A 24,826-nucleotide genomic window follows, 5' to 3' on the forward strand; every position below is an offset into this window, starting at 1 on the left:
AAGCGGGGGCCTAGCCCCCCGGTACAAGACCGGGGGTGACGGATCGAGTGAGTGGCGGGCGTCTCGAAGGGCAATGGGGGGCAATGCAGCCCACTACTCCGCCGCCTTGGCTGCGTCCTCCGGGTCGGGGCGCTTCTCGCGCATGGTGACGAACTCCTCCGCCGCCGTCGGGTGAATGCCGATGGTGGCGTCGAAATCCGCCTTGGTCGCGCCTGCCTTCACAGCAATGCCGATGCCTTGCACGATCTCTGGCGCGTCAGCGCCAACCATGTGGCAACCGACCACGCAGCCGCTGCCGGCATCGACCACCAGCTTCATCATGGTGCGCTCGTCGCGGCCTGAGAGCGTGTGCTTCATCGGCTTGAAGCGCGAGACATAGACATCGACCTTGTCATAGGTCAGGCGCGCCTGTTCCTCGCTCATCCCAACCGTGGAGACCGGCGGTTGGCTGAACACGGCGGCCGGCACGTTGGTGTGGTCCACCTTGCGCGGCTTGCCGCCGAACACCGTATCGGCAAAGGCGTGGCCCTCGGCGATGGCGACCGGGGTCAGGGCGATGCGGTCGGTCACGTCGCCCACGGCATAGATATTCTCCACCGTGGTGCGGGAATATTCGTCCACCGCGATAGCACCCGCCTTGTTGAGGTGCACGCCGACTTCCTCCAGCCCGATGCCCTTCGTGTTGGGCGCGCGGCCGGTGGCGTACATCACCGCATCGCAGGCGATGGTCTCGCCCGAGTCGGTCAGCAGGCTGAGCCCGTCCTTCGTCTTCTCGATGCTGCGGATGTTGGTGTTCGGCACCAGCGTGATGCCCTGCTTGGTCAGTTCCTCGGTCAGGGCGGCGCGCACATCCTCGTCGAAGCCGCGCAGCGGCAGGTCACGGCGGATAACCAGCTGAACGTCGGCGCCCAAGCCATTGAAGATACCGGCGAATTCCACCGCAATATAGCCACCGCCGACGATGACGATGCGGCGCGGCAGCGCCATCATCTCCAGCGCCTCGTTAGAGGTGATGGCATGCTCGATGCCCGGAATCTGCGGCATCTCCGGCCAGCCGCCGGTGGCCACCAGAATCTTGTCGGCGGTGTAGCGCTTGCCCGCCACTTCCACCGTATGCGCGTCGATCAGCGTGCCGCGCCCATCGATCAGTTCCACCCCGGCATCCTTCAGCAGCCGCAGATAGATGCCGTTCAGCCGGTCGATCTCGGTGTTCTTGCGCTCGATTAGCCGCGTCCAGTCATGCGCGCTTTCGCCGACAGTCCAGCCGAAGCCGGCAGCATCCTCGAAATCGCCATGGAAATGCGAGGCATAGACCAGCAGTTTCTTCGGCACGCAGCCGCGGATGACGCAGGTGCCGCCGACCCGGTAATCCTCGCAGATCGCCACGCGTGCACCGTGCCGCGCGGAAATCCGGCTGGCGCGCACGCCGCCTGACCCGGCGCCGATGACGAAGAGGTCGTAGTCGTAATCGGCCTTGCTGTCCTGGGCCATGATCTTCCTTTCCGGCTGCCGCCAGCCGCTGTTCCGGTTTTCACCGATATAGGCAGAGGCTAGCGCGGTGGCCAGGGAAGATCGAGGGGATGTGCCATGCCCCCTCCTCCTGCCCCGCTTTTACGCGGCCTTTTGAGCCGCCTTCACGGCGGACGCGCCGGCGATCTTGCCGAACACCGCGCCGGAGGTAAGGCCGGTGCCGCCCGGATAGTTGAAGTAGAACAGCCCGCCCACCAGTTCGCCCGCCGCGAAAAGGCCGGGGATCGGCTTGCCTTCCATGTCCAGCACGGCGGCCTCCTGGCTGACGCGCAGCCCGCCGAAGGTGAAGGTGATGCCGCAGGTGACGGCATAGGCCTCATAGGGCGGCTGGTCGATGGTATTGGCCCAATTCGATTTCTTCACCGCCAGACCTTCGGTGCCGCGGCCGTCCTTCACATTCGGGTTGAAGGGGATGTCCTGCCGGACCGCCGCGTTATAGGCCTTGATCTCCGCCAGCGCCGCCTCGGCATTCACATCATCCAGCTTCGCGGCCAGTTCCTCCAGCGTGTCCGCCGTCACCCTGGTCACCTGGCGGATGCGGTATTCGTCGCGCAGCAGGTGCGTGACCTTGGAATCGAAGATCTGCCAGGCGAACTGGCCCGGCTGTTCCAGGATCACGCGGCCGTATTTCGCATAGGTGTAGTTCCGGAAATCCGCCCCCTCATCGACGAAACGGCGGCCGGTCGCGTTCACCATGATGCCGAACGGGTAGCTGTGCTTCTGGAAGCCATCGCCGACCGCGAGATCGCCGAATTCCGGCGCATTGCGTTCCCACCCGACGGCGTGGCAGCCCGACCAGTTGCCATAGGGCTGGGCGCCGATCTCCAGCGCCATGCGGATGCCATCGCCCATGTTGAAGCGGCTGCCGCGCACCTTGGCGAGGTCCCAGCCCGGCCCCAGATAACGGGTGCGCCATTCCGAATTGGCCTCGAACCCGCCGGAGGCGATGACCACCGACTTGGACAATACCGGAATCGTCTTGCCGCCGCGCTTCACCTTCACCCCATGCACGCCGTCATCGTCATGGATCAGCGACACGGCGCGGCTTTCGTACCAGATGTCGATGCCGCGCTTGCCGGCGGAGTCGGTCAACGCCTCGACCAGGCCGGGGCCGCCGCCCCAGGCCTCCACCGTCAGCCCGCCCCAGAACTTGAACTTGCCATCCACCTTGAAGGCCTGCCGTCCATAGATCGGCACAAAGCGCACCCCCTTGGAGCGCATCCACAGCAGCGTGTCGAAGCTGCGTCGCACCAGCAGCTCGGCGAGGTCCGGGTTGGTGCGGTACTGCGTCACCCGGCCCATATCGTCGAAGAACTGATCCTCTGTATAGGTGCCGAAATCGGTATTCGCCTTCTCCTCTTCCGTCAGGTCAGGCATCAGTTTGGAGAGATCATCCACACCGTTATAGGCGACGCGCATGGCACCGGCCGTGAAGCTGCTGTTGCCGCCGGCCTCCTCCTTCGGTGCGGCCTCCAGCACCAGCACTTTGGCACCGTTTTCCTGCGCCGACAGGGCCGCACAGAAGGCCGCGTTCCCGCCGCCGATGACCACGACATCATACTCGCCCGACATGTCCGCTCCGTTCCTGGCTGTTCTTCCGCACGGGCTTTCGCCCTCTTTGTATGCAAAGGTATACTTCGCGGGAGCGACTGCTCAAGCCCCACATACACATGGCGAACATTCGTATGCGCATGTCGACAATGCGCACCCCGCTTGGCACACTGTCTCCTCGCCTGCAACCGATGACGGAATGAGAGCGCCCGGATGCGCCTGCTTCAGCCCGACGATTTCCGCAATGCCTCCCGCGCTGAGCTGGTCTATCGCGCGCTGCGCGCGGCAATCCGCGATGGCGAGATGGAAGCCGGCGAGCGGCTGCGCGAAACCGATATCGCCGAGAAGCTGGGCGTCAGCCGCACCCCGGTGCGCGAGGCGCTGCAGCGGCTGACCGCCGAGGGGCTGCTGTCGGTCACCGCCGGGCGGGGCGTCATCGTCACCGAGTTCGACAAGCAGCAGGTACTGGAACTCTACGCCTTGCGCGAGGTGCTGGAAGGGGCAGCCGCCGCCTTCGCGGCAGAACGCGCGAGCGAGACCGATATCGACACGCTGCGCCAGCTGATCGAGGACGAAGCCACCGGCGCCGGTGACGGACGCAGCCTTGCCGCCACCAACCGCGCCTTCCATGCCGCGCTGTGCGAGGCGGCACACAACCGCTACCTGACGAGCGCGATCAGCGCGCTGGCCGATTCCATCGACCTGCTGCGCGGCACCACGATCGCGACTCCGGGCCGGCGGGCATCGGCGGAGGCGGAACACCGCGCCATCGTGGACGCCATCGAGCGACGCGACCCGGCAGGTGCCGAGCGTATCGCCCGCGACCATATCCGCGAAGCCCGGCGCATCCGCCTGCGGATGCTGTCTCCACAGCGTTGACAACAAAAAGAAAGACGGCCCGAAGGCCGCCTTGCGTTCATCTCCGAAACGCCAAGTTCGGATTGTCATGAAAAGCGGGATATCGCCGTCTGTTCAGTACGTAAGAACGGCAAGAGATCAGGCAAACCAATCCGGTACAAAGAAATTATGCAAAGAGGCACCACCAGCAACGCCTTCCAGATCTTCATCGGAAAGCTCGCCATTCCGGGCGGCACCGACGGCGTTGATCAATCGGCTTGCTTCGTCTTCGGACAGATCAAACCCGTTGGCCTGCGCGAATCCGGCGGTTTCGGCAACGGCCTGTTCCCGCCCTGAAACGCCGTTCAGCCGCTCTGCAAGGCCGGTAGCGAGGGCTTCATCCTCGTTCAGCGTTCTTGCAAAGCTTCGCATGGTTTCTGTCATCATTCGCTCCCTCCCTTCTTTGATTTCATTGGATATTATCACATCCGCGCGCTGATTTCCGCCCCAGCGTCCCGGTTCGATTGACAATCTGTTTCGGAAAAAGAAAAGGGCGGCCCGAAGACCGCCCTGTAAGGTGCAGGAGGAAAGGGGTTAGCCGGCGCGCAGCGATCTCAGGAATTCCGCAACCTTGGCCTGCAGGGTTTGCGAGTTCGTGGACAGGTCGTTGGCTGCGTCCAGCAGACGCTCGGAGACGGTGCCGGCCTGATTGGCGGCCTCGCTGACCTGGCCGATATTGCCGGAAATCTGCTGCGTGCCGCTGGAGACCTGCTGCACATTGCGCACGATTTCCTGCGTCGCCGCCGACTGCTCCTCGATGGCCGCGCTGATCGCGGTCGCCGATTCCGAGACCGAGCCGATGATCTCTCGGATATGACTCATCTCGCCGGCCGCCTCGCCCACCGCGCCGCGGATGCCGTCGATATGGCTCTTGATCTCGTCCGTCGCCTTGGCGGTCTGACTGGCCAGATTCTTCACTTCCGACGCCACCACCGCGAACCCCTTGCCCATCTCGCCGGCACGCGCCGCCTCGATGGTGGCGTTCAGCGCCAGCAGGTTGGTCTGCGCCGCGATGTCGGCGATCAGGTTCAGCACATTGCCGATTTCCTCGGCCGCGCTGACCAGCCCCTGAATGGTGGTGGAGGACCGGTCCGCGGCGGTCACCGCCTCCTGGCTGATATCGCGGGCATTGCCGGTCTGCCGGCCGATCTCCTGGATCGAGACGGTCAGCTCCTCGGCGGCGGCGGCAACAGTCTGCACATTGTTCGCGGCATCCTGCGTCGCGCCCGTGGCCTGCCGTGCCTGATCGCGGGTCAGGGAGGAGACGCTGGCCATTTCCGTGGCGCCCTGGCGTACCGCCTGCGATGTGCTGGAGACCTGCACCACGACGCCCTCAATGGTTGCCTGGAACTGGTCGGCAATACGGCGCAGATCGTCCTGGCGGGCCTGCGCGGCGGCAGCTTTCATCCGTTCCTGCTCCGCCCGCAGCTGCTCCGTCTCGGCAGCGGCGCTGCGCAGCACCTCCAGCGAACGGGAAATACGGCCAATCTCGTCCTTGCGCTCGCGGTCCGGCACGGCGCGGCTCAGGTCGCCGGCGGCCATCGCCTCCATCACACCGGACACGCCGCGCATCGAGCGGCTGACGTCACGGGAGATCACCACGGCGATGCCGATGCCGATCAGCACCAGCACACCCATCAGCGCGGCGACATGCAGTGCCTTGTCCATGAAGGCAGCATCCAGATCGTCGGTATAGACGCCGGTGCCAACCATGATGTTCCAGCCCGGTACCAGCATGCCCCAGCTGATCTTGTTGATCGGTTCGGCATCCTTGGTCTTCGGCCAGAGATAGTCGAAGCGGCCACCGCCTGCGCCGGATTCGGCGGCGCGGCGCATTTCGCGCAGCACGAAGGTGCCGTTGGAATCCTGCAGCCCCCACAAATTCTTGCCCTGCATGTCCGGGCGGATATGGGCGACATTGTCACCCTCCAGCGTCCAGGCGAACAGGTATTCGACCTTTTCATAGACCATCGAGCTGGTGGTGGTGCGCCAGCTCTCCTTTGCCTGCTGCTCGGTCAGTTCGCCGGCAGCGACGCGCTTTTGCAGCGCCAGCGCTACATTCACGCTGGCTTCCGTCAGCGCCTTCACCTTGGCCAGCCGTTCGGCCAGCATCGCGCCATGCATGTTGGACAGAGTGAGGCCAACGCCCAGCGCCATGGTCAACACCAGAACGCCGATAATCACACCCAGCTTTGCGGAAATGGACAGGTTCTTGAAAAGCGACACCGTGAATCCCCCGGATTCAGTTAAGCCTCCCGTCTCATACCGCACATAAATAAAAAAAGTATTAAGTACCCCCAAAATCAGCGCTAACCGGTTGATGACGAGAGCCGATTGACGTTGCTCTGGTTATCAGACAACCTGCGCGCATGCAGAAGTTCGATGCCATCGCCAAGCCGCAACGGCTGACCGACCAGATCGCGGAGGTGCTCGCCCAGCGCATCCGCGACGGCGAGTTCCTGCCCGGCGAACGGCTGCCGACCGAAAAGGATATGGCAGAACTGTTTGGCGTCAGCCGTTCCGTGGTGCGGGAAGCCGTGTCGATGCTGAAATATGACGGGCTGGTCGAAACCCGGCAGGGCAGCGGCGTCTTCGTCAGCAGCAGCCCGAATACGCGCTCCTTCCGCATCGAATGCGGCCTGCTGGGCGGTATTGCCGACCTGCGCGCCGTGTTCGAGCTGCGCAGCATCGTCGAATCGGCGGCTGCCGGGCTGGCAGCCGAACGACGCGACCCCGAGGATATCGCCATCCTGCGTGGCCATCTGGAGGCGATGGCGACGGACATCGCCGCCGGGCGCGAGGGCGTGGATGCGGATACCGCCTTCCATACCGCCATCGCGCGGGCAGCCGACAATGCCTACCTGCTGCGCTTCGCCGAATTCCTCGGCACCTCCCTGCGCGAGGCGATCCGCGCGGCCCGCAGCAATTCCGCCCGTTATCCCGGCACACCGGATCAGGTGCAGCGCGAACATCTCGCGGTCTTCGAGGCCATCGCGGCCGGCGATTCCAGAGCAGCGGAACGCGCCATGCGCCGGCATATCGAAAACGCGATGCGCCGGCTGGGACTGGAAACAGAAAAGGATCTGGAGGAATCGACATGAGTGCCGCCACCGACGATGCCCCGCCAATCCCGGGGCCGGACCGGAAGCCCCGCAAGCCGAAACTGGCCCTGCCGCCGGGCAGCTGCGACTGCCATGCGCATGTCTTCGGCCCGATGGCGCGGTTCCCCTACTCCACCCCGCGCAGCTACACGCCACCGGATTCGCCGCTGGCCGAATATCTCGCCATGCATGACACGCTGGGCGTCCAGCGCGGCGTGCTGGTGCAGCCCAGCGTCTATGGCACCGACAATGACGCAATGATGGAGGCGCTGCACGCGCATCCGGACCGGCTGCGCGGCGTCGCCGTCGTGGAGCCGACCATATCCGAGGCCGAGCTGAAGGCGCTGCATGCAGGCGGCGTGCGCGGCGTGCGCGTGAATGTGCTGTTCAAGGGCGGCGTGCCGATCTCCGCCGCGCGCCCGCTGGCCGAGCGTATCGCGCCCTATGGCTGGCATGTGCAGTTCCTGATCGACGTGTCCAACCACCCTAGGCTGGACGAGGAACTGGCCGACTTCCCGACGCCGGTCGTCATCGACCATATGGGCCATTGCGACGTCGCCAAGACGGTGACCGACCCCGGTTTCGCCGCGCTGCTGCGACTGCTGGATGGCGGGCGTTGCTGGGTGAAGCTGTCCGGCCCCTATCGCATCACCGCGCGCAAGGCTGTGCCTTTCGACGATGTGACGCAGGTCGCGCGCACGCTGGTCGCCCGGCGCCCGGACCGTATGGTCTGGGGCACCGACTGGCCGCACCCCTCGATCAAGACGGAGATGCCGAACGACGGCGATCTCGTCGACATGCTCGCCGACTGGGTGCCCGACGCGGCAACGCGCCAGCGCATCCTGGTCGACAACCCGGCGGCGCTCTACGACTTTCCGCCGCTGAAGAACTAAGAACGGGCCGAATCGCCCATCACTGCCCTTCCATCCAAAGGATCATCGGGAGAATCGACATCATGACCATCGCACTGAAACTGAAAACCCTGTCGCTTGCCGTGGCGGTCGCCGCCATCGGCATCACCGGCCCGGCCATGGCCCAGACCGTCATGAAGCTGGGCTGGACCACCTCCGACGGTGCCAAGGACCCCTATGCCATCGGCGCCCGTGCCTTCAAGGAAGAGGTCGAGAAGCGCACCGGCGGCAAGATTGAGGTCCAGCTCTACCCGAACCGTCAGCTCGGCGACGAGAAGGACATGGTCGAAGGCATGCGCTTCGGCACCATCGACGCCGGGATCATCACCAATGCCGTGGTCGCCAACGTCGCCCCGGCCTTCCAGCTGAACGACCTGCCCTTCCTGTTCTCCAGCGAGGAGCAGGCCCACAAGGTGCTGGACGGCGATGTCGGCCAGCGCCTTGGCAAGGAACTGGAATCCAAGGGGCTCTATGTGCTGGGCTTCATGGAAGGCGGCTTCCGCAACATGATCAACAATGTCCGTCCGGTCGTCGAGCCGAAGGATGTTGGCGGCGTGAAGTACCGCGTCATGCAGAACCCGGTCTATATCGACATGTTCTCCTCGCTGGGCGGTAGCGCCGTGCCGATGGCCTGGGGCGAGACCTTCACCGCCGTGCAGCAGGGCACCATCGACGGGCTGGAAATCCCGGTCGCGGTCATCAGCTCGAACAAGTACAACGAGGTGACCAAGTTCCTGTCGCTGACCAACCACACCTATTCGGTCATTGAGCTGCTGGTTTCCAAGCGCAATTTCGACCGCCTGCCTGAAGACCAGCGCAAGGCGGTGCGCGAGGCTGCCAAGGCGGCGACGGCGACGCAGCGTGAGGCAGCCTATGCCAATGTGAAGGAGCTGCTGGCCGACCTCGAATCCAAGGGCATGAAGGTAAACAAGATCAGCAACCCGGCTGCTTTCCGCGAGTCGGTGAAGCCGGTCTATGACAAGTTCCGCCGTCCGATCGGCAGCGACCTGATGGATGCCGCCCTGAAGGCCGTCCAGTAAGCGTCGCCTGACAGCCTGCTGAAATGGCGGTTGCGAGCGTGCGGGGAAACCCGCACGCTCGTTGCTCTATCCGGCTTTAGGAACGTCACGCATGAACATCCCCCTTCCGATTCGCCTGCTGGACGGGCTGAGCGCCCTGGCGGGGCGCCTCACCGGCTATGTCTCGGTCGCCATGACGCTGACCATGCTGGCCGTCCTCGTCGCCCAGGTGACGGCGCGCTATTTCTTCAATGTCGCGCTCAGCTGGAGCGAGGAACTGTCGCTGCTGCTGTTCACCTGGGTCGTGCTGTTGATCGGCAGCCTGGGGGTACGCGAAGGCTTCCATGTCCGCCTCACGCTGCTGCCCGACCTGCTGAAGCCCGTGCAGCAGCGCTGGCTCGAACGGCTGATCCTGCTCGGCATTCTGGGCTTTGGTGTGATGCTGGCCGATGGTGGCTACAGCTATGTGGCCGAGACGGTGGGCCAGACCTCCGCCGCCATTGCCTATCCCATCGAAGCGCTGCACCTGGCCGCGCCAGTCTGTGGCGTGCTGGTTGCGCTGCATGCCCTGGCCAAGATCGCCACCTCCTTCCTGCCAGAACCCGCCACCCTCAGCGAGGCCGGCTGACATGTCAGAAGCTGCCTGGATCCTGAGCGCCGGTTTCGCCGGCATGCTGCTGCTCGGCGTGCCCTTCGCCTTCGCGCTGGGAATCGCCACGCTGGGCGCGCTCCTTGCCTCCGACATTGAGGTAATCGCGCTCGCCCAGAAGATGATTTCCGGCTCGCAATCCTTCAGCCTGCTGGCCATTCCCTTCTTCGTGCTGGCCGGCGACCTGATGACCGCCGGCGGCCTGTCGCGGCGGCTGGTCGCCGTTGCCAATGCGCTGGTACGCCATGTCACCGGCGGGCTGGGCATGGTTGCGGTCATCGCCGCGCTGTTCTTCGCGGCAATTTCCGGCTCCGCCCCGGCGACCACGGCGGCCATCGGCACCATCATGATCCCGGAGATGGAGAAGCGCGGCTATGACCGTGCCTTCGCCACTGCGCTGGCGGTCTCCGCCGGCATCATCGGGCCGCTGATTCCGCCCTCCATTCCCTTCGTGATCTGGGGCGTGATCGCCGAGGAATCGATTGCCCGGCTGTTCCTGTCGGGCCTTGTTCCCGGCATCCTGCTGGCCACCGGGCTGATGCTGGTGTCCTGGTTCTATGCCCGCCGTCATGCCATCCCGCGCGAGAGCCGCGCCACCGGCCGCGAGATGGCGCATGCCTTCTGGGATGGGAAATGGGCGCTGGGCGGCCCGGTCATCATCCTGGGCGGCATCTATGGCGGCATCTTCACGCCGACCGAGGCCGCCGTGGTCGGCGCCTTCTACGCGCTGGTCGTCGGCATGTTCGTCCATCGCGAGGTGAAGCTGGCCGACCTGCCGCGCATCACGCTGGGCGCGCTGCGCACCACCGCCATCGTCATGTTCATCATCACCGCCGCCGCCGGTTTCGGCTGGCTGGTCGCCTTCGAACAGCTGCCGCCGAAGATCGCGTCGCTGCTGACCGAAATCTCCGACCATAACTGGCTGGTGCTGCTGACCATCAACGCGATGCTGCTGCTGATCGGCGCGGTCATGGACAATGTCGCGGCCATGGTGATCCTGGGCGGCGTGCTGATCACCGCCGGCAACGATCTGGGCATGGACCCGATCCATCTGGGCGCCATGGTGACCACCAACCTGACCGTCGGCATGGCCACCCCGCCCTTCGGCTACGCGCTGTTCGTCGGCGCCGCCGTCAGCAAGGTCGGGATCTGGGACATCTCCAAGGCGATGGGTCCGATGATCGCGATCATGGTGCTGGTGCTGCTCGCGGTCACCTATATCCCGGCGGTCAGCCTGGCGCTGCAGTCGCTGCTGTAGCGCCGGCGGCCCCGCGCGGAGTGTCGATCCGGGTGATGTCCTGCCGCTTCCAGCGGTGGCCCCAGTCGATCCGCACGGTCTGGGTGATGATGGCGGGCACCGGGTGCCCCAGCACCTTTGCAAGCATGGCCCGGAGGGATTCTGTTTCCTCCGGGGCCAGTGCCCGCTCCGCCTCCACGAAGGCCTCGATCTGGCCGTCGGAATATTGCACCACGCGGTAATCACGCACCGGGGCAATGGCCCGCCAGTATTCGCCGGTCAGCCGGGCCAGCCGCAGCGTGCCATCCGGCAGGCGGATGAAGCTGCGTTCACGCCCGTGCAGCGCGCCGATCACCGGCAGCGTCCGCCCGCAGGCGCAGGTACCCGCGCTGTCCGCCCATTCGGCATAGTCGCCAATCTCATAGCGGATGAGCGGCATGGCGAGGCCGTGCAGCGCCGTCAGCACCACCCGGCCCGGCTGGCCTAGCGGACAGGGCCGCCCGGCATCGTCGAGGATTTCCACCAGCACCGACGCGCTCAGCGCGTGATATCGCTGTTCATGTACTGGGCACTGGAAGGCGATCCAGCCAACCTCCTCGCAGGAATAGCGGTCAGTGATTCGGGCGCCAAAGGCGGCGCGCACCCGCGCGCGGATCTCCGGCGTCACCGTCTCGCCGAAGGTGATGAGCTGCTCCAGCCCCGCCGGCCGGGGACCACCCGCCAGGGAAAGCTCGGCCAGCCGCGATGCCAACACCGGCGATGTCACCATATAGGGCACGTCCAGTCCGGCCAGCCAGGCCAGGATATCCTCCGGCGCGTACTCGATCATGTTGCGGCAATGCGCGGTTCCGCGATGCCCGAGCGCATCGTAGAGCGGCCCCCAGACCGGCAGCACCGCATCGGGACCATCCCGGACGTTGGCGATGGGACGCCTACTGTCGCGGCCATGCCAGCGATTATCGATAAAGCCGAGCGCGGTATAGAGCGGCCGATGCATCGGCAGGTAGCGTTCGACCGCAACCGGCCTGCCGGTCGACCCCGATGTCCGCGCGACGGATATCCCCTCCTCCGCCATCCAGGGCGCGCGCGCCCGCAAGGCCACTCCCTGTTCCTGCAGCACGGCGCGGGTCAGGACCGGCAGGTCGCGGATCAGCTCAGAAACAGGCTCGCCCTCGCGCAAGGGTCGGTCCGGGTCGATAGCAGCGGCGGCCAGCCGGTCGCGCCAGAAGGGCGAGAAATCGCGCGCATGGCGCAGCAGGGCACGCAGGCTGTTCGCCTGCCGTCGTTCCTGTTCCGCTGCCGGCAACCGCTCGAACGCATCGAGCTGCGCGGCGAGATTGAGGATGCGCGTGGCGGCGGCTGGCAGGTCGCCTTCTGCTGGGGGATTGGTCGTCGTCTGGCTCATCGCGCAAGGATACCGGCTGACAGCATATCGGGCCATAAACAGCTTCCGGAAAACTAAGCTGTTGAGGCCAGCGCGCCGTCGGCCTAAACCGAAACAAGGTGCATCCGTAATCCGCAGCAGAAAGATACCGGCTGGCCATGCTCGACGTCAGGACCATTCTGGTTGTCATTCTGGTGGTTGCCACGCTCCAGGGCGTCGGCTTCTTCGTGCTGCACCGCACGCAGCCCGCCATACCGGGCCTGCGGGCCTATGGCACCGCCTTCATCATCTTTGCCGTCGGGATGGCGCTGCTCTCGGCCCGCGGCATGATCGCCGACCTGTACAGCATCACCCTTGGCAATCTTCTGGTTGCCTCCGGCCACCTTATCCTCACGGGCGGGCTCTACCGTTTCTTCGGCAAGCGGCGCCCGCGCTGGCTGGACGTGATCTTTGCCGTGACCTTCCTGCTGGTGTTTCCGCTGTATGTCTATCTGGACCCGGGTAATATCTCGCTCCGCGTGCTGATCTCCGGTTTCGTCCTGGCATCGGCCTTCCTGTGCATGGCCTGGCTGCTCTGGCAGGACGATGATTATCCCCGCCCCCTGCGCTGGATACTGATCGTGCTGATCCTCATCCACAGCAGCTTGCTGGTCGGGCGCGGCATCGTGCTGTTCCTGACGCCGGGCCAGGTGGAGATGGTCGCGAACCATCCGCTGCATGCCCTGCTGTTCCTGGAAACCAACGTCTTCATGACCTTCCTGTTCATCGGTCTGGTCGGGCTGGTGATGGCGCGCACCGCGGCCGACCTGGCGCGCAAGAACCGGGAACTGACGGCCGAGATCGGCATCCGCCAGCAGCTTCAGGAAGATCTGTCGGCCAGTTTTGCGAAGGAGAGCGACCTCCGCCAGCAGCAGCAGCATCTGCTGCATCTGGTCGGGCACGAGTTCCGCACCCCGCTTGCCATCATCGAACGGGCGACGGAAATGATCGGGGTTCTGATCACCGCCCCGCCCGCCGCCGTGGCCGAACGGTTGCGCGCAATCCAGGAAGCGGTGCGCCGGCAGCGCCTGCTGATCCAGACTTTCCTGGCGACGGAGCGCGTGGAGGAAAGCATCGTCCAGAAGGAACCGCTGGAACTGGGAGACCTTTCCCGGGAAGCCGTGAATTATTTCGCCAGCACCGGGCAGGAGACGCGTATCCGCCTTACCGCCGCCCCGGACGCGCTGCCGATGATCGGCGATACGGCGATGATCTCGACGCTGTTCGTCAATCTGCTGGACAATGCGCTGAAATATTCGCCGGCTGACAAGCCTGTCCAGTTTGCGCTGCGGCGCGAGGGCGACCGGGCCGTGACGACGATTGCCGACCAGGGCATCGGCATTCCGGCGGCGGAGCGCGAGCGTATCGGCCAGCGCTTCTTCCGTGCCTCCAATACCAGCGGCCGCGGCGGCACCGGGCTTGGCCTGCATACGGCAATGCGCATTGTCGAGCTGCATGACGGCACGATGCGGATCGACAGCAAGGACGGCCAGGGCACCATGATCGAGGTCAGCCTGCCGATTGCCCAGCCCGAGGCCGGACTGCCCGAAGCCGGAGTGCCCGGGGCTGACACAGACCTGCCATCTGCTACGGGTGGTTGAAGCGGGTTTCCGCATCACGTTATGGTTAAGAAGAAAGTGTGAAAATAAGACGCAGAATTGCTGATGACCCATATTCTCGTCGTCGAGGACGAACCTTCGTTACGGGCTGACCTCGTCGATTATCTCACCATCTGCGGCTATGACGCGACAGGAGTCGCCGGCGCGAAGTCGTTCGAGACCGCCTTTGCCACGCGCGAGCCGGATATCCTGATCCTCGATATCGGCCTGCCGGACGGCAATGGCCTCGATCTGGCGCGACAGGCACGCGCACGGTCTGACTGCGGCATCCTGATGCTGACCGCGCACAGCGAAGCGGAAATGCGCGTCGAAGGCCTGGACAGCGGCGCCGACGCCTATCTGGTGAAACACACCAGCCTGACCGAGATCGCCGCGACCGTGCGCAGCCTGCTGCGGCGGCTGGACCGCAAGGGCCAGGGCAGCACTGCCGATGGCAACTGGCGCCTCGACCCGTCCGGCTGGTATCTGACCGCGCCGAACGAGATCTCCGTTTCCCTGACCGCGACCGAGATGGCCTTCATGGCGGCACTGGTCGCCGCCAAGGGAAATATCTGCCCCCGCGAAACACTGCTGGAGGCGGTCAGCCGTCCTGGTGCGGCCGCCAACGAGCGCAACCTGGACGCCATCGTCCGCCGCCTGCGGCGCAAGGTGGAAAGCGCGACCGGGACAAAGGCGCCCATCCGCATGGTCTATGGCCGCGGCTACCTGTTCACCACCCAGCCGGACGGCGACGGCCAGCAATAAAAAAAGGCGGCGACCCCGAAGGATCGCCGCCCTGAATGCATCCTCTGTAAGACTTAAATGCCCATGCAAGGATGAATTACATAATTTCAAATACTTAGAATTTCATTTTGCAGATTACTTTATACCTTTTGCAAATCAAACAATTTGCCATCTGCCTAGACGCCATTGGCGGAAGGGCAAGCCGGTTGTATTATCCCGGCCTCATAAACCGGCAATGGGGGATGGAGCGATGGCCGGCATCCGCACACTGATGATCCTGGCATGTGCGCTGGCACTCTCCGCCTGCGGGTCTATGTCCGGCGGTGCCGTGCAGACGGTAACGGTGGACACCATGCCGATGCCGGGCGCCAGCTGCACGCTCACCAACCCCAAGGGAGTCTGGCACGTTCCGCGCACACCGGGATCTGTCACGCTGGCGAATTCCGGCTATGACCTTACGGTCAGTTGCCGGGATGAACATGGCGCAGGCGGCGAAGTGGTGGCACCGGCAAAGCTGGCGGATGTCTATCTCGGAAATGTCCTACTGGGTGGAGCCATCGGCATGGCCGTCGATATGAGTACGGGTGGCGCCTATACCTACGATCCCCGGATCATCGTCACCATGCGGCCCGGCGGCGGACGGACAGCCCAGCGCGGATCATCCCTGCCCGGCCGACGCGCCAGCGGCGATCCTTCAATTGTGCCAACCCCTGCCGGACGCGCACCGGACCCGATGTTCGACCGGCACCAGCAAACCACACCGACAGCGGGATTCTGCTGCGGTCCGCTGCGGCCCTGATAACGGAAACCCTCGTGCCCTCGATCAGCACCATCGAGACCGTGCGCGACGCGCTGGCCTATGATGCGCAGATCACCGCGCAATGCCGTGGCTGCGGCCATCGCGCCGAAGTGCCGACCACCCGGCTGCACGAACCACGCTATTCCGGGGGGATTGCCGGACTTGGCCACCAGCTGCGCTGCACCCGCTGCGGGCGCAAGACAGGCGCGGTCATAACCATCACCTTGCCAGACGGGCAGTCGCGCATTTTTTAACGCGGTTTCTGCGTTTTTCTATTGTGTCATATGCGGTTTCTGCGTATATTGAGGGGGTCAGGCAATTGGGCCTGACGAACGCAGAAAGGGGGTGACGCAAAATGAGACTTCTACCGAGGCGGCTTCGCTTCGAAATCCAAATTCGGCCCTTCAAACTGACTTTGGAAATCGACTGGTAGCTGCTAGGGGGGCCGGGGAAACCCGGTCCCCCACGGTAGGGGCTGGCGTCACCCCCTTCGCTGAAAGGAATATACTATGAAGCCTGCCGATCTGAAAGCCCTGCGCAACACGCTCGACCTCAACCAGGCTGATATGGCCACACGCATGGGATTGGGGGCGCGCGCCTATCAGGCACTGGAAGCGGGTGAGTCGGCGATTCGCCCGATCCATGTCAACGCCGCCGAACGTGCGGCGCTGGCCATCGCCGTGGAACACCGCCAGCCGATGCTGGCACCGGCGAGCATCCGCCGCGATGCGCTCGACCTGGTGGCCCTGCTACGCGGCGATGCAGATAATGAGAAAGGACATGAAAATGTTTGATGTCACAAAAGGTCTGCCAACACTTTATGCTGTGAAAATCAAAGAAGACGTTACGTGCAAAGACATTGATGGAATTTACGTTCTTTTTAAAGAAGGTGAGTTTATCTATGTTGGCACGGTCACAGCATCCGGCGAAATACCACATCGCGCATCACGCGGAATATCAAATGATGATGCGGCAATATTATGCGAAAGTAAGAAAGCAATACCTCATTACAAGTAAACACGATAGACGCCAAAACTTAGAACTTACTTCCGGCGCTCCATTTCGCGGGCGCCGAACCACCAGACGATGGCCGCCGTGGTGGCATAACTCACCATCTCGATCACGTCCTGCCGCTGGCTGGCATTATCCAGCGAGAAGTAAATCAGCCCGGTCAGCACGATCAGCCCCAGCGTGAGGGCCGGGCGCACCAGCCGCAGGATGTTGACCACCCACTGGCTGGCCCGGCCATACCCCCGGTCGTGATCGTAGGAACCGGTGCGCATCGCCTGCGTCGCCTCGATATCGGCGATCGCCTGTTCGCTTTCCAGCTCCATGCCGCGCGTCTGCATGGCCAGCTGCTGCAACGCCAGCTCGTGCTTATAGTCCTGCGCGCGCTCCGCCATCCGCTGGCGCGCCTCGGCCCATCGGCTGACAGCGGTGAAGATCATGCCCAGCAAGCCGGTGGCGCCACCGGTCAGGATCGAAGTCAGGAAGTCGAAGATACCCATGGTTAGTTCCCCCATTTGCCCCAGCGCCGGGCCGGGCCGCAATCCACATGCAGGAAGGTCGAATAGAATCCGAAGCCGGTGAAGCCGGCGGCATGGCACACCGCCAGCAGCTGCGCGCGCGTATGGCCGCGCAGGCTGATATCGAAGGCATCGCCGGCCTTGTGCCGGCTCAAGGGTGCCCCGCCGACGCGGGCGTTATGCACCGGGTCGCGGTAGCCGCTCGTGATCAGCATCGGGCGGGCCAGCTCTGACCGCGCCCATTGCAGACGGTCCAGCGCCGCCGGCACGATCAGGATGGAGCCATCCCCCCGGCTGGCGATCTCGCGCGGGCTGAAATCAGGCCAGCGCCAGATCCCGGCCGGCACCTCCGACCAGTGCGCGAAATGCACCGGCTGCGTCAGTGCGGGGGCGGCCTCGCCTTGCGATTTCCAGGACCGGAACATTGCCGCCCCCTATTTCCGCCGGCTGCCGAGATAGGTGCGCAGCGCGGCTTCCGTACCCTTCGGCCCCAGATAGGCCAGCACCCCGATGGCGGCGGTATGCGGCCAGCCGGTCAGCCCCAGATAATCGGCGACGCCCTGCCCCACCACCGCCATGGCGATGGCGATCGTCAGTTCGTACACCAGCAGCAGCGACCAGAATTTCCGCTGCTTGCGCCGCACCTCTTCCACATGCCAGATCAGCCTGCCAAGGCAGGCGACCAGGAAGGCAATCGCCAGCGCGAACATCGATTCGCGGATCGGCGGCGGCACATTATCGATCGGCATTCATCCCTCCCTTCAGACAAACGAAAACCCGCCTCCCTTGCGGCAGGCGGGCTGGTCTGGCGGGAGGGGTGCCTCCTACCAGAGCGTGGCTTGCGGACTCGTCAGCGCGGCGGTGGCATTGGCGGAGGTGATGATCAGTTCAGTCACCCGCTTACCCTCACCGCCCGCGACCGTGTAGGTGGTCTCGACCGGCTGCATCGGGAAGTCACTGAAGATATCCCGCACCGCCTCATGGTCGTTCAGCGACAGCACGAAGCCGCCGGCAATATCGGCCAGCTGTTTCGCCATGGCGTTGAACTCGTCGCGCCCGAAGATCGGACCGTAATCTGTCTCGCACCCGTAATACGGCGGGTCGAGATAGAACAGCGTCTCCGCCGTGTCGTACCGCGTGATGAACTCCGACCAGGGCAGGCACTCGATCACCACCCCGGCCAACCTTTCATGCAGCTCTTCCAGCAGCGGATGCAGGCGCGTCACGTCGAACCGCGCTGGCGTGCCCGGCGAGGTACCGAAGTTCCGCCCCGCTACCTTGCCGCCATAGGCCAGGCGTTGCAGATAGAGGAACCGTGCCGCCCGTTCCAGGTCAGTCAGCGTTACCGGATCGGTGGCGATCAACCGCTCGAACTCCGTCCGCGTCGTCACCTGGAATTTCAGCATGTCCAGGAACGCCACGAAGTGCCGCTGCAAGACGCGGAAGAAGGTCGCCACGTCACGGCTGTAATCGTTCACCACCTCGCAGGCCGGTGCCCGCCGCCGCCGCAGGAACACCCCGCCCATACCCACGAAAGGCTCCGCATAGGTCTGGTGCGGCACCTGCTCGATCGCTGTCACCAGCCGCTGTGCCAGATGCCGCTTGCCGCCCAGATACGCAGCGGCCGGCCGCGCCGGACGCACCGGCCGCCATTGCCCGATGGACTCCATCTCATGCCCTCAATTACTCTGCCCCCGCCTGTGATCGCAGGTGGCGGGCCGGCCAGTCTCGGCCGGGATTGGCTGGGCGAGATGTACGTCTCGCGGTTCGGGGTGTTGGTAGCACCCCTCCCCCGCCGGCCCCATAAGCCGGGGAAGCGTTTCGCGGCGGGCGTTAAATGGCCGGTGAGGCCGGTCTAGGCTATGCGTCGTCGGTCAGGTCGCCGGTCATCGAGAACGCCCCGCCCGTGCCCTTATTGTCGGCCCAGTCGATGGCCGGGCCGGCGAAGTACACGGTGGGCGCAGTGCCGGTGGGGCCGCTGCCATCGACATTCATGTTCACTTCCTGTAGGTCGGAGGTGATGAATTTCCGCCGGTTGGCCGTCACGCTCAAATCCAGATATTCCGCCGTGTTGATGTAGAGATGACCGATATCCGCCAGCAGATTCGGCAGGGTGGACGCCCAGTCGTTGCTGGTCTGATAATCGGTCTGCACCCACTCCGCCGATCCGCTGCCGGAGACGCTTCCGCCCAGCGGCACCATGTTCTGGTCGTTCAGATAACCGTGCCGCACATTCAGGCTGTTATCGAAACTGCCCAGCAGGTGGTACCAGCCGCCGGGCACGATGGTGCCGGCTGGCGTGTCGAACAGATAGGCGGCGCCGGGAATCGGCGTTACGGTGTTGACGATAGAAATGAAGGACCGGCCTGCGGTGTTGACATAGATCCGCGACCGGCCGCCGGTGCCCTTGCCGGTATCCCGCGTTGACCAGAGATAGGCAGGGCCGTTTGCGTTGAAGCCGATAACGCGGAACCACACCGAGATGATGCCACGCTGCTGGTTGCTCACCCCGGTCAGGGCGCTGTTGCGATAGACCCGGTCGCCGCCGGCGCCCAGCGTGCGGAACCGTGCCCAGTGCAGCGGCGGCTGCGCGCCGGGAAAGCCGCTCCAGTCGAAGCGCCGCAGCCGCTGGAACACCTCGTTGATGTGCCAGGCGCCGCGATAGAGATTGCTGCGCCCCGGCGTGAAGCCCAGCCACCCGGCCTCCAGCCCCGTCCGGCCGGTCATTATTCTTCCTCCGCCTGGTCGATCTCCAGGATGCTGGCCGTCAGGTCCAGCAGATTGGCGGCGCTGGCCTGGCCCTGCAGCTGGTCGCCTGCCTTCAGCAGGATCTTGCCGGCCACCAGCTCGACCGAGGCGCGGTTCGGAATCGAGAGATTGCCGGTGATGGTGCAGGCGGCATTGCCGTCCGCCGCGTCCAGCCACTGCACATAACAGCCGGCCTCGCCGCTGCCCCGGCTGGCGGCCAGCAGCCCCAGCACGAAGGCGACCTTGCCGGCCGGCACCGTATACAGTGACGCCCAGCTGGTCGGCATCGCCGCCTGCTTGGCATTCGTGAATCGCTCCGCCATCAGCTCACCCCGATCACCAGCCCCAGCGACACCCCGCCGCCGGACGCATCCACATACTGCTTGGTTGCCGCCTGCAGCGGCTCCGCCGGATCGGCGGGCAGCACCAGCGGCCCGCTCATGGCGTCGCCCGTCCGGCGCACATAGGTCTGGTTGGCATAGGACAGCGGTATCGGATCGCCCGGTCCCTGGGGATCGCCGATGCTCTGCCCGGCCCGCACCGGCACGGCCACGCGCCCGCCCTGCGCGGCCAGCCGTTCGGCCATGATGTCATAGGCGTAGATCGAGGGGTCTTCCTCGGACAGCACCAGGTCCACCCCGCCATCCTCGGCAAAGGCCCAGCGCTCCACCAGGAATGCCTTGGCCGTCCAGCCGAACCGCGCCACGGTCAGTGCCACGCATTCGCCGGGCAGCGGCGGCAGCCCGGCCAGCTTCGCCGGAAACACCACTTCCAGCGGGAAGCGCTGCCGGCGCAGCACGATGCTGGCGATACGCTGCGCGCGATGCTCCCGCAGGGTGAAGGGCAGTTCGACCTCGCGCCACACCTGCAAGCTGGGGTCAGGCTCGGTTGTCAGGCCGGGCATCTCGGTTTCCTCGTACAGTGCCGCCGGCTCGACATAGCGCGCGCGCACCCCGTTGAAGGCGTCGGACAGGGCAGCACGCGGGCGAAGCTGCAGCGGGCCGCGCAGATCATCCTCGTCCAGCGTGAGAATCGGCGCCGACCAGGCGCCTGGATAGAACCGCCAGCTGCCCTGCGCATAGACGATGCGCCCGGCCATCGACGTCGCCATACGCTCCAGCACCTCGATCGGCGCCTGGTCGAGTGTAACCACCCCGTCCAGCGTGTAGCGTCGCGTGGTGCCTGTCATGAACACATCGGTGGCCGCCGACCGGCTACTGACGATGGTGGTGGAATCTGCAGGGTCGCGCAGAGTGGCCGCGATATAGGCCGGGTTCGTCCCGAAGTCGGTACCACCGCCCTCGTTCCGCGCATAGACGAAGGCGATGCGGTGCGGCCCGGCTGTCAGCGGCACCTGTGTCACGGCGGGCGGGTTCACCGTCCAGGACTGCGCGGCATAGCTGGTCAGCCCGTCCACCACGACATAGCCGCCGGCCCGCGCCACGGCGCGCAGATTGTAATCGCCATCGACCGGCGCGGTAAAATCCACCTCGATCCAGACATCGCCGCGCAGCTGGTTGTAAGGTGTCGTGCCATCGACCGTGGCCGCCGCCGCATTATCCTGCTGGAAGGCGAACCATGACGCATCGCTGACCGCCACGCTGGCAACCGCCGTTGGCACCATGGCGACGATGGTGACGGTCGGCACCGCCATCGGCGTGCCGGTATTGCCGATCGGGTCATCGCTCGCACGGCTGTCCGCCACCGGCACATCATCCTGCGCGGCATCGCTGCCGGCATCCAGATCGCCGATCACCTGCCAGGCAATCCACCAGGGATCGCTCACCAGCCCGTCATTGCGCCAGCTGACCGTGAAGGTGACGGTCTGGCCGCTGATGCGCCCCAGCGATGCCTGCCGCACCGTGCCGCTACCCTGCGTATCGAAGGGCAGCAGCACCGCGCCGGTTTCCAGCGTGGCGCCGACCGTATGGCTGCCCGCCAGCCGCAGCCGCAGATTGGTCAGGCCGCTATTGGCCACAGGCACCTGGAAGGAAAACCGCGCCTGCACCACGGCGCCCGTCGCTTCCAGCGCGGTGCTGGCATTGTCGCTGATCGCCAGCGCCAGCTCGGCCAGGTCACCGCTGCCGGTCACCGGGATCAGGCTGCTGCCGATTGTCTGCGGCTCCACCGCCGCCGCCAGCGGCAGCTTGCCCGGCACATCCTCGTCGCACAGATTGGCCGCCGCCATGACATGGCCCCAGTCGATCTCGGCATCCGGTGCAGCCAGACCCTGAAAGGGCGGCACGCCGTCCGGCCAGTCGATATCCACGCTGCCGGCGCGGATGTAATCCAGCGCGCACAGCACCGGATTGCGCGACCATTCCCAGCTGTCGGGATCGTCCGCGCGGTGCGCGCCGCTGCCGCCGCTCTGGGTCGAATCCTTGCGCGGGTCATAGACCGGCCGGCCCTGCACGATGGCGGATAGGGACGGGATGCCGGACGGCCAGACATCGGCGGATTCGTGGGTCAGCTTCGCATAGAGATAGGCGATGCCCAACCCCCGGTGATCCTCGGTCCAGCCCTCGATATCGGCGATGGCCGCGGCGTCGGCCGGCTGGCCCGGCTGGCCGGTCCAGGCGCGGATGACGGTATTGCGGCCCTGATCGTACAGCCGCTGCCCGTCGAAGCTGTAATCCGCCGGGAAGACATTCAGGAATCCCGGCATGGCGTCGATCGCGCCCGCCTCTGCCGGCGTCGGGTTGGCCAGGTCAACGCTGCGCCAGTCCACCTGCCCCTTCAGCCCGTAATCGCGCGGGCTGCCATCCAGATAGGCCAGCCCGCCCGTATTCTGATAGATCGCCTCATTCAGGAAAACATGCGGGATATCGGTCACCGCCCCCTGACACAGCGCCACCATCATATGCAGATCCCGGTTCGCTTCGCCGGTGCTGGCGACCTTCACCAGCGGGCCGCCGATGCGTGCCCAGCCATAGACCACCTTGCGCGGCTCGACGCTGCCGCGCACCGTTCGCTTCAGGTCGCGCGGCGACTGGCCTGGTCCGCCCTTCTTGCCGAACAGGCTGCCGCCGAACACGCCCATCGCCACCGATGCGCCCAGCGCCAGAACCGCCGTGCCGATGGCCCCCAGGCCCAGTGCGCTGCCGACCACACTTGCGAGGATAGGTACACCGGCTGGCATCAGCCCACCCTCCAGCAATGCCGCGCGACGGACAATGGCCAGCGCTTCAGCCCGCCCGGCGTCAGGGTCGCCACCCTGCCGCCGGATTCCACCACACCCAGCATCACACCGCCGAAGGCCGGCTGGCCGCGCACCGGCACCGCCGCGATATCGCCGCGCCGCGCCTGGCCGGGTGGCACCTCCGCACCCAGCGTCTCGGTCGCCAGGATGGCAAGGTCTGCGGTGCCGTGAACCGTGATCAGCCGGGATACTGCCGCCTTGCGGCTGCGATAGAGACCGCGCCATCCCGCAGCATAGTCGTGCCCGGTCAGCGCATGCACCGCATCGGCCGCCAGCAGGCAGCAATCACACTCCCCCCACGAAAAAGGCCGCCCTTCGGCGGCCCGCAGCATCGCTTCCAGCCGGGCTTCCCATCCCGGCAGCCGCCGCAGATCGACCATCATCCCCGCCCCCATACCAGTTCCATGTTCGCCGCCGCGTTCACCCCTTCCAGGAAGCGGTCTTCCGCGAACAGCATGCGCTGGCTGGCATCGGTGTAGCGTTGCACGCGCGGGCGCTCCCAGTCCGCCAGCCGGCTCTGCGCCTGCGCCGTGATCGAGGCACTTTCCCCCAGCTCGATAGACAGCTGGTCAAGGATGCCGGCGAACAGCAGGATCGGGCTGGCCACCAGCTGGTAGGAGTCGGTCAGGAAGCCCAGCCACACCCGGCAGGCACGGCCCTGATACGATCCCGCCAGCACGGCGGGCACGATATCGGGGTTGATGCCGGACAGGCTCATCTCCACGCCATTGGCCTGCAAAGACCCGGTTTCCTCGATCTCGCCGATTCGGCCCAGCGCACCGACGCCAAGCCAGTCCTCGCTGTCCCAGCTCATGCTGCCGGCCGCCGTGGTCAGCCGGACAGCACCGTCCGGCAAATCCAGCAGCACAAAGAACACCGGGCGCGATACTTCCCCGGTAGCGGCTTCCAGGCTGGCCGTGGTGATATCCCGCGCCATCAGGCGCGCCCCTTCATATCAAGCCCATTCATGTCAGGCTCTCTTCGAATTCCAGCGCCATGCTGCCGATGCGCGCCAGACCGACAGAGACCCTGGCCGCCGCATCGTCGGTCAGCCGCATGACGCAGCCCAGCGGCGCGCCGGGCTGGCCGAAGCGCAGCGGCGCATTGTCCGCCGGGGCTTCGCGGATTGCCGGCTCGATGGGGATTGCAACCACGCCGCCGCCGCTGCTGGCACAATCCGCCGTCACCATATGCAGCATCCGCCGCCCGCCGGGCGTGTCGTAGCTGACGAAATCCCCCGCATGGAAGATGGTCTGGGAAGCGCCGAAACCATCGGCGGAAAGGCTGGTGCCGCTCTGCCCGCCGCCCATGACAAGCGGTGTGGTATAGGCCGGCATGATGCGCGGCGCCCTGGCATGCGGCGGGCCGTAGAAGAACCGGCCGGCGCGGCCCCGCAGGGCAGACAGGAACCCGGTCAGGGTGCGCCAGTCCGCTTCCTGCAAGGGCGGCCAGGACAGCGAGGCGCGCCAGTAGCTGCCGGGCAGTTCCTGCGTCTGCACCGACCCGGTCAGCGGCGAGGCGAAATCCTGCGTGCGGCGCTGCAGCCACCATTCGGCCTGCTGTGGCACGCGGGTCAGGGTCGGGAATGTCAGGATGGTCATGCCTGCTACCTCCGCCCCACTGCCTTGGCGAAGGCGCCGCCGCGCCCGGCCTGGCGCGTGACACGGGCATCGATACGCGGCTCGATGCTGGCTGACAGCGCTGCCATCTCGCGCCGGATCAGGGCTTCCACCCCCGGCGCAGCACCGCGCGCATCGATGTTGACCACCATGCCGCCACCACCCATCCCGCCGCCGAAATCATTGGGAATGATGGTGCCCGGCCGGTCCGGCACGAACAGCTCCGGCCCGCGCTCGCCGACAATGCTTGGCCGCCCGACCGGCGGCCGGCCGCC

The 24,826-nt window shown here is 65.5% G+C and carries 28 protein-coding genes; 12 read left to right on the forward strand and 16 right to left on the reverse strand.

The genetic code is table 11. The annotated features are described in order from the left end of the window. Positions 1-93 precede the first annotated feature (93 nt). Both gor and tcuA read right to left on the reverse strand, forming a co-directional pair. On the reverse strand, positions 94-1,491 hold the full coding sequence (gor, locus tag P24_RS13730) for a glutathione-disulfide reductase (RefSeq protein ID WP_008945338.1): 1,398 nt from the start codon (positions 1,489-1,491) through the stop codon (positions 94-96). Between the two features lie 120 nt (positions 1,492-1,611). Next, positions 1,612-3,102, reverse strand: a complete 1,491-nt coding sequence (tcuA, locus tag P24_RS13735) for an FAD-dependent tricarballylate dehydrogenase TcuA (protein ID WP_008945339.1) — start codon at positions 3,100-3,102, stop codon at positions 1,612-1,614. A 192-nt stretch (positions 3,103-3,294) separates the two neighbouring features. Between tcuA and P24_RS13740 the strand changes: the two genes are divergently transcribed. After that, positions 3,295-3,960 (forward strand): GntR family transcriptional regulator, encoded by a 666-nt coding sequence (locus tag P24_RS13740; protein ID WP_008945340.1) that lies wholly within the window; start codon positions 3,295-3,297, stop codon positions 3,958-3,960. A gap of 117 nt (positions 3,961-4,077) precedes the next feature. Here the strand turns inward: P24_RS13740 and P24_RS20110 are convergent, their stop codons facing one another. Beyond that, complete coding sequence (locus P24_RS20110; protein WP_156816311.1) at positions 4,078-4,365, reverse strand: hypothetical protein; 288 nt, start codon at positions 4,363-4,365, stop codon at positions 4,078-4,080. A gap of 147 nt (positions 4,366-4,512) precedes the next feature. Beyond that, positions 4,513-6,204 carry a methyl-accepting chemotaxis protein gene (locus P24_RS13745; RefSeq protein WP_008945341.1) on the reverse strand — a complete coding sequence of 564 codons (1,692 nt, stop codon included), beginning with the start codon at positions 6,202-6,204 and terminating at the stop codon, positions 4,513-4,515. Between the two features lie 143 nt (positions 6,205-6,347). Here P24_RS13745 and P24_RS13750 point away from each other — a divergent pair, with 143 nt between their 5' ends. The 5 genes from P24_RS13750 (at position 6,348) to P24_RS13770 (ending at position 10,916) form a co-directional block, all read left to right on the forward strand. After that, the gene (locus P24_RS13750; protein WP_008945342.1) at positions 6,348-7,079 is read left to right on the forward strand and encodes a FadR/GntR family transcriptional regulator; all 732 of its coding nucleotides are present in this window, start codon (positions 6,348-6,350) and stop codon (positions 7,077-7,079) included. Next, positions 7,076-7,972: an amidohydrolase family protein gene (locus P24_RS13755; RefSeq protein ID WP_008945343.1), complete on the forward strand. Its 897-nt coding sequence runs from the start codon at positions 7,076-7,078 to the stop codon at positions 7,970-7,972. Before P24_RS13750 ends, P24_RS13755 begins: the two co-directional genes overlap by 4 nt. Positions 7,973-8,034: 62 nt before the next feature. Beyond that, positions 8,035-9,030, forward strand: a complete 996-nt coding sequence (locus P24_RS13760) for a TRAP transporter substrate-binding protein (RefSeq protein ID WP_008945344.1) — start codon at positions 8,035-8,037, stop codon at positions 9,028-9,030. Between the two features lie 91 nt (positions 9,031-9,121). Next, complete coding sequence (locus tag P24_RS13765; RefSeq protein ID WP_008945345.1) at positions 9,122-9,637, forward strand: TRAP transporter small permease; 516 nt, start codon at positions 9,122-9,124, stop codon at positions 9,635-9,637. Position 9,638: 1 nt separating this feature from the next. Further along, a complete protein-coding gene (locus tag P24_RS13770; RefSeq protein WP_008945346.1) occupies positions 9,639-10,916 on the forward strand; it encodes a TRAP transporter large permease in 1,278 nt (425 codons plus the stop codon). Here P24_RS13770 and P24_RS13775 read toward each other — a convergent pair. After that, positions 10,888-12,300: a phenylacetate--CoA ligase family protein gene (locus tag P24_RS13775; RefSeq protein WP_008945347.1), complete on the reverse strand. Its 1,413-nt coding sequence runs from the start codon at positions 12,298-12,300 to the stop codon at positions 10,888-10,890. The two genes, P24_RS13770 and P24_RS13775, sit on opposite strands and share 29 nt — an antisense overlap. A 137-nt stretch (positions 12,301-12,437) precedes the next feature. Here P24_RS13775 and P24_RS13785 point away from each other — a divergent pair, with 137 nt between their 5' ends. From P24_RS13785 to P24_RS20115, 6 genes are all read left to right on the forward strand, one after another. Next, the gene (locus P24_RS13785; RefSeq protein WP_008945348.1) at positions 12,438-13,919 is read left to right on the forward strand and encodes a sensor histidine kinase; all 1,482 of its coding nucleotides are present in this window, start codon (positions 12,438-12,440) and stop codon (positions 13,917-13,919) included. Between the two features lie 63 nt (positions 13,920-13,982). After that, entirely contained in the window at positions 13,983-14,681 is a 699-nt protein-coding gene (locus P24_RS13790) for a response regulator transcription factor (protein WP_040707784.1), read from the forward strand. Positions 14,682-14,910: 229 nt separating this feature from the next. Then, positions 14,911-15,459: a hypothetical protein gene (locus P24_RS19330; RefSeq protein WP_008945350.1), complete on the forward strand. Its 549-nt coding sequence runs from the start codon at positions 14,911-14,913 to the stop codon at positions 15,457-15,459. Positions 15,460-15,473: 14 nt separating this feature from the next. Continuing rightward, positions 15,474-15,713 (forward strand): hypothetical protein, encoded by a 240-nt coding sequence (locus tag P24_RS13800; protein ID WP_008945351.1) that lies wholly within the window; start codon positions 15,474-15,476, stop codon positions 15,711-15,713. Between the two features lie 255 nt (positions 15,714-15,968). Continuing rightward, positions 15,969-16,253: a helix-turn-helix domain-containing protein gene (locus P24_RS13805; RefSeq protein ID WP_008945352.1), complete on the forward strand. Its 285-nt coding sequence runs from the start codon at positions 15,969-15,971 to the stop codon at positions 16,251-16,253. Beyond that, the gene (locus P24_RS20115; protein WP_156816313.1) at positions 16,240-16,476 is read left to right on the forward strand and encodes a hypothetical protein; all 237 of its coding nucleotides are present in this window, start codon (positions 16,240-16,242) and stop codon (positions 16,474-16,476) included. Before P24_RS13805 ends, P24_RS20115 begins: the two co-directional genes overlap by 14 nt. A 26-nt stretch (positions 16,477-16,502) precedes the next feature. Here the strand turns inward: P24_RS20115 and P24_RS13810 are convergent, their stop codons facing one another. From P24_RS13810 to P24_RS20525, 11 genes are all read right to left on the reverse strand, one after another. Then, positions 16,503-16,967, reverse strand: coding sequence for a hypothetical protein (locus P24_RS13810; RefSeq protein ID WP_008945353.1), 465 nt, complete (start codon positions 16,965-16,967; stop codon positions 16,503-16,505). 2 nt (positions 16,968-16,969) lie between these two features. Then, positions 16,970-17,410, reverse strand: a complete 441-nt coding sequence (locus P24_RS13815) for a YcbK family protein (protein WP_008945354.1) — start codon at positions 17,408-17,410, stop codon at positions 16,970-16,972. A gap of 9 nt (positions 17,411-17,419) precedes the next feature. Beyond that, complete coding sequence (locus P24_RS13820) at positions 17,420-17,734, reverse strand: phage holin family protein (RefSeq protein WP_008945355.1); 315 nt, start codon at positions 17,732-17,734, stop codon at positions 17,420-17,422. A 75-nt stretch (positions 17,735-17,809) separates the two neighbouring features. Next, on the reverse strand, positions 17,810-18,655 hold the full coding sequence (locus tag P24_RS13825; RefSeq protein WP_008945356.1) for a DNA adenine methylase: 846 nt from the start codon (positions 18,653-18,655) through the stop codon (positions 17,810-17,812). A 190-nt stretch (positions 18,656-18,845) separates the two neighbouring features. Then, entirely contained in the window at positions 18,846-19,712 is an 867-nt protein-coding gene (locus tag P24_RS13830) for a hypothetical protein (RefSeq protein ID WP_008945357.1), read from the reverse strand. Then, positions 19,712-20,056, reverse strand: a complete 345-nt coding sequence (locus tag P24_RS13835) for a hypothetical protein (protein WP_008945358.1) — start codon at positions 20,054-20,056, stop codon at positions 19,712-19,714. The genes P24_RS13830 and P24_RS13835 overlap by 1 nt, the downstream gene beginning before the upstream one ends. Next, complete coding sequence (locus P24_RS13840) at positions 20,056-22,872, reverse strand: phage tail protein (protein ID WP_008945359.1); 2,817 nt, start codon at positions 22,870-22,872, stop codon at positions 20,056-20,058. Before P24_RS13840 ends, P24_RS13835 begins: the two co-directional genes overlap by 1 nt. Further along, entirely contained in the window at positions 22,872-23,315 is a 444-nt protein-coding gene (locus tag P24_RS20295; RefSeq protein ID WP_008945360.1) for a DUF6950 family protein, read from the reverse strand. The genes P24_RS13840 and P24_RS20295 overlap by 1 nt, the downstream gene beginning before the upstream one ends. Further along, positions 23,312-23,869: a hypothetical protein gene (locus tag P24_RS13850; RefSeq protein ID WP_008945361.1), complete on the reverse strand. Its 558-nt coding sequence runs from the start codon at positions 23,867-23,869 to the stop codon at positions 23,312-23,314. Before P24_RS13850 ends, P24_RS20295 begins: the two co-directional genes overlap by 4 nt. 28 nt (positions 23,870-23,897) lie before the next feature. Then, positions 23,898-24,533: a hypothetical protein gene (locus tag P24_RS19335; protein WP_008945362.1), complete on the reverse strand. Its 636-nt coding sequence runs from the start codon at positions 24,531-24,533 to the stop codon at positions 23,898-23,900. A 5-nt stretch (positions 24,534-24,538) separates the two neighbouring features. Next, positions 24,539-24,826 (reverse strand): hypothetical protein (locus P24_RS20525; RefSeq protein ID WP_008945363.1); only part of this gene is annotated, 288 nt, incomplete at its 5' end.

Origin of the sequence: Oceanibaculum indicum P24, assembly GCF_000299935.1 — a bacterium.
Classification (GTDB): Bacteria; Pseudomonadota; Alphaproteobacteria; order Oceanibaculales; family Oceanibaculaceae; genus Oceanibaculum; species Oceanibaculum indicum.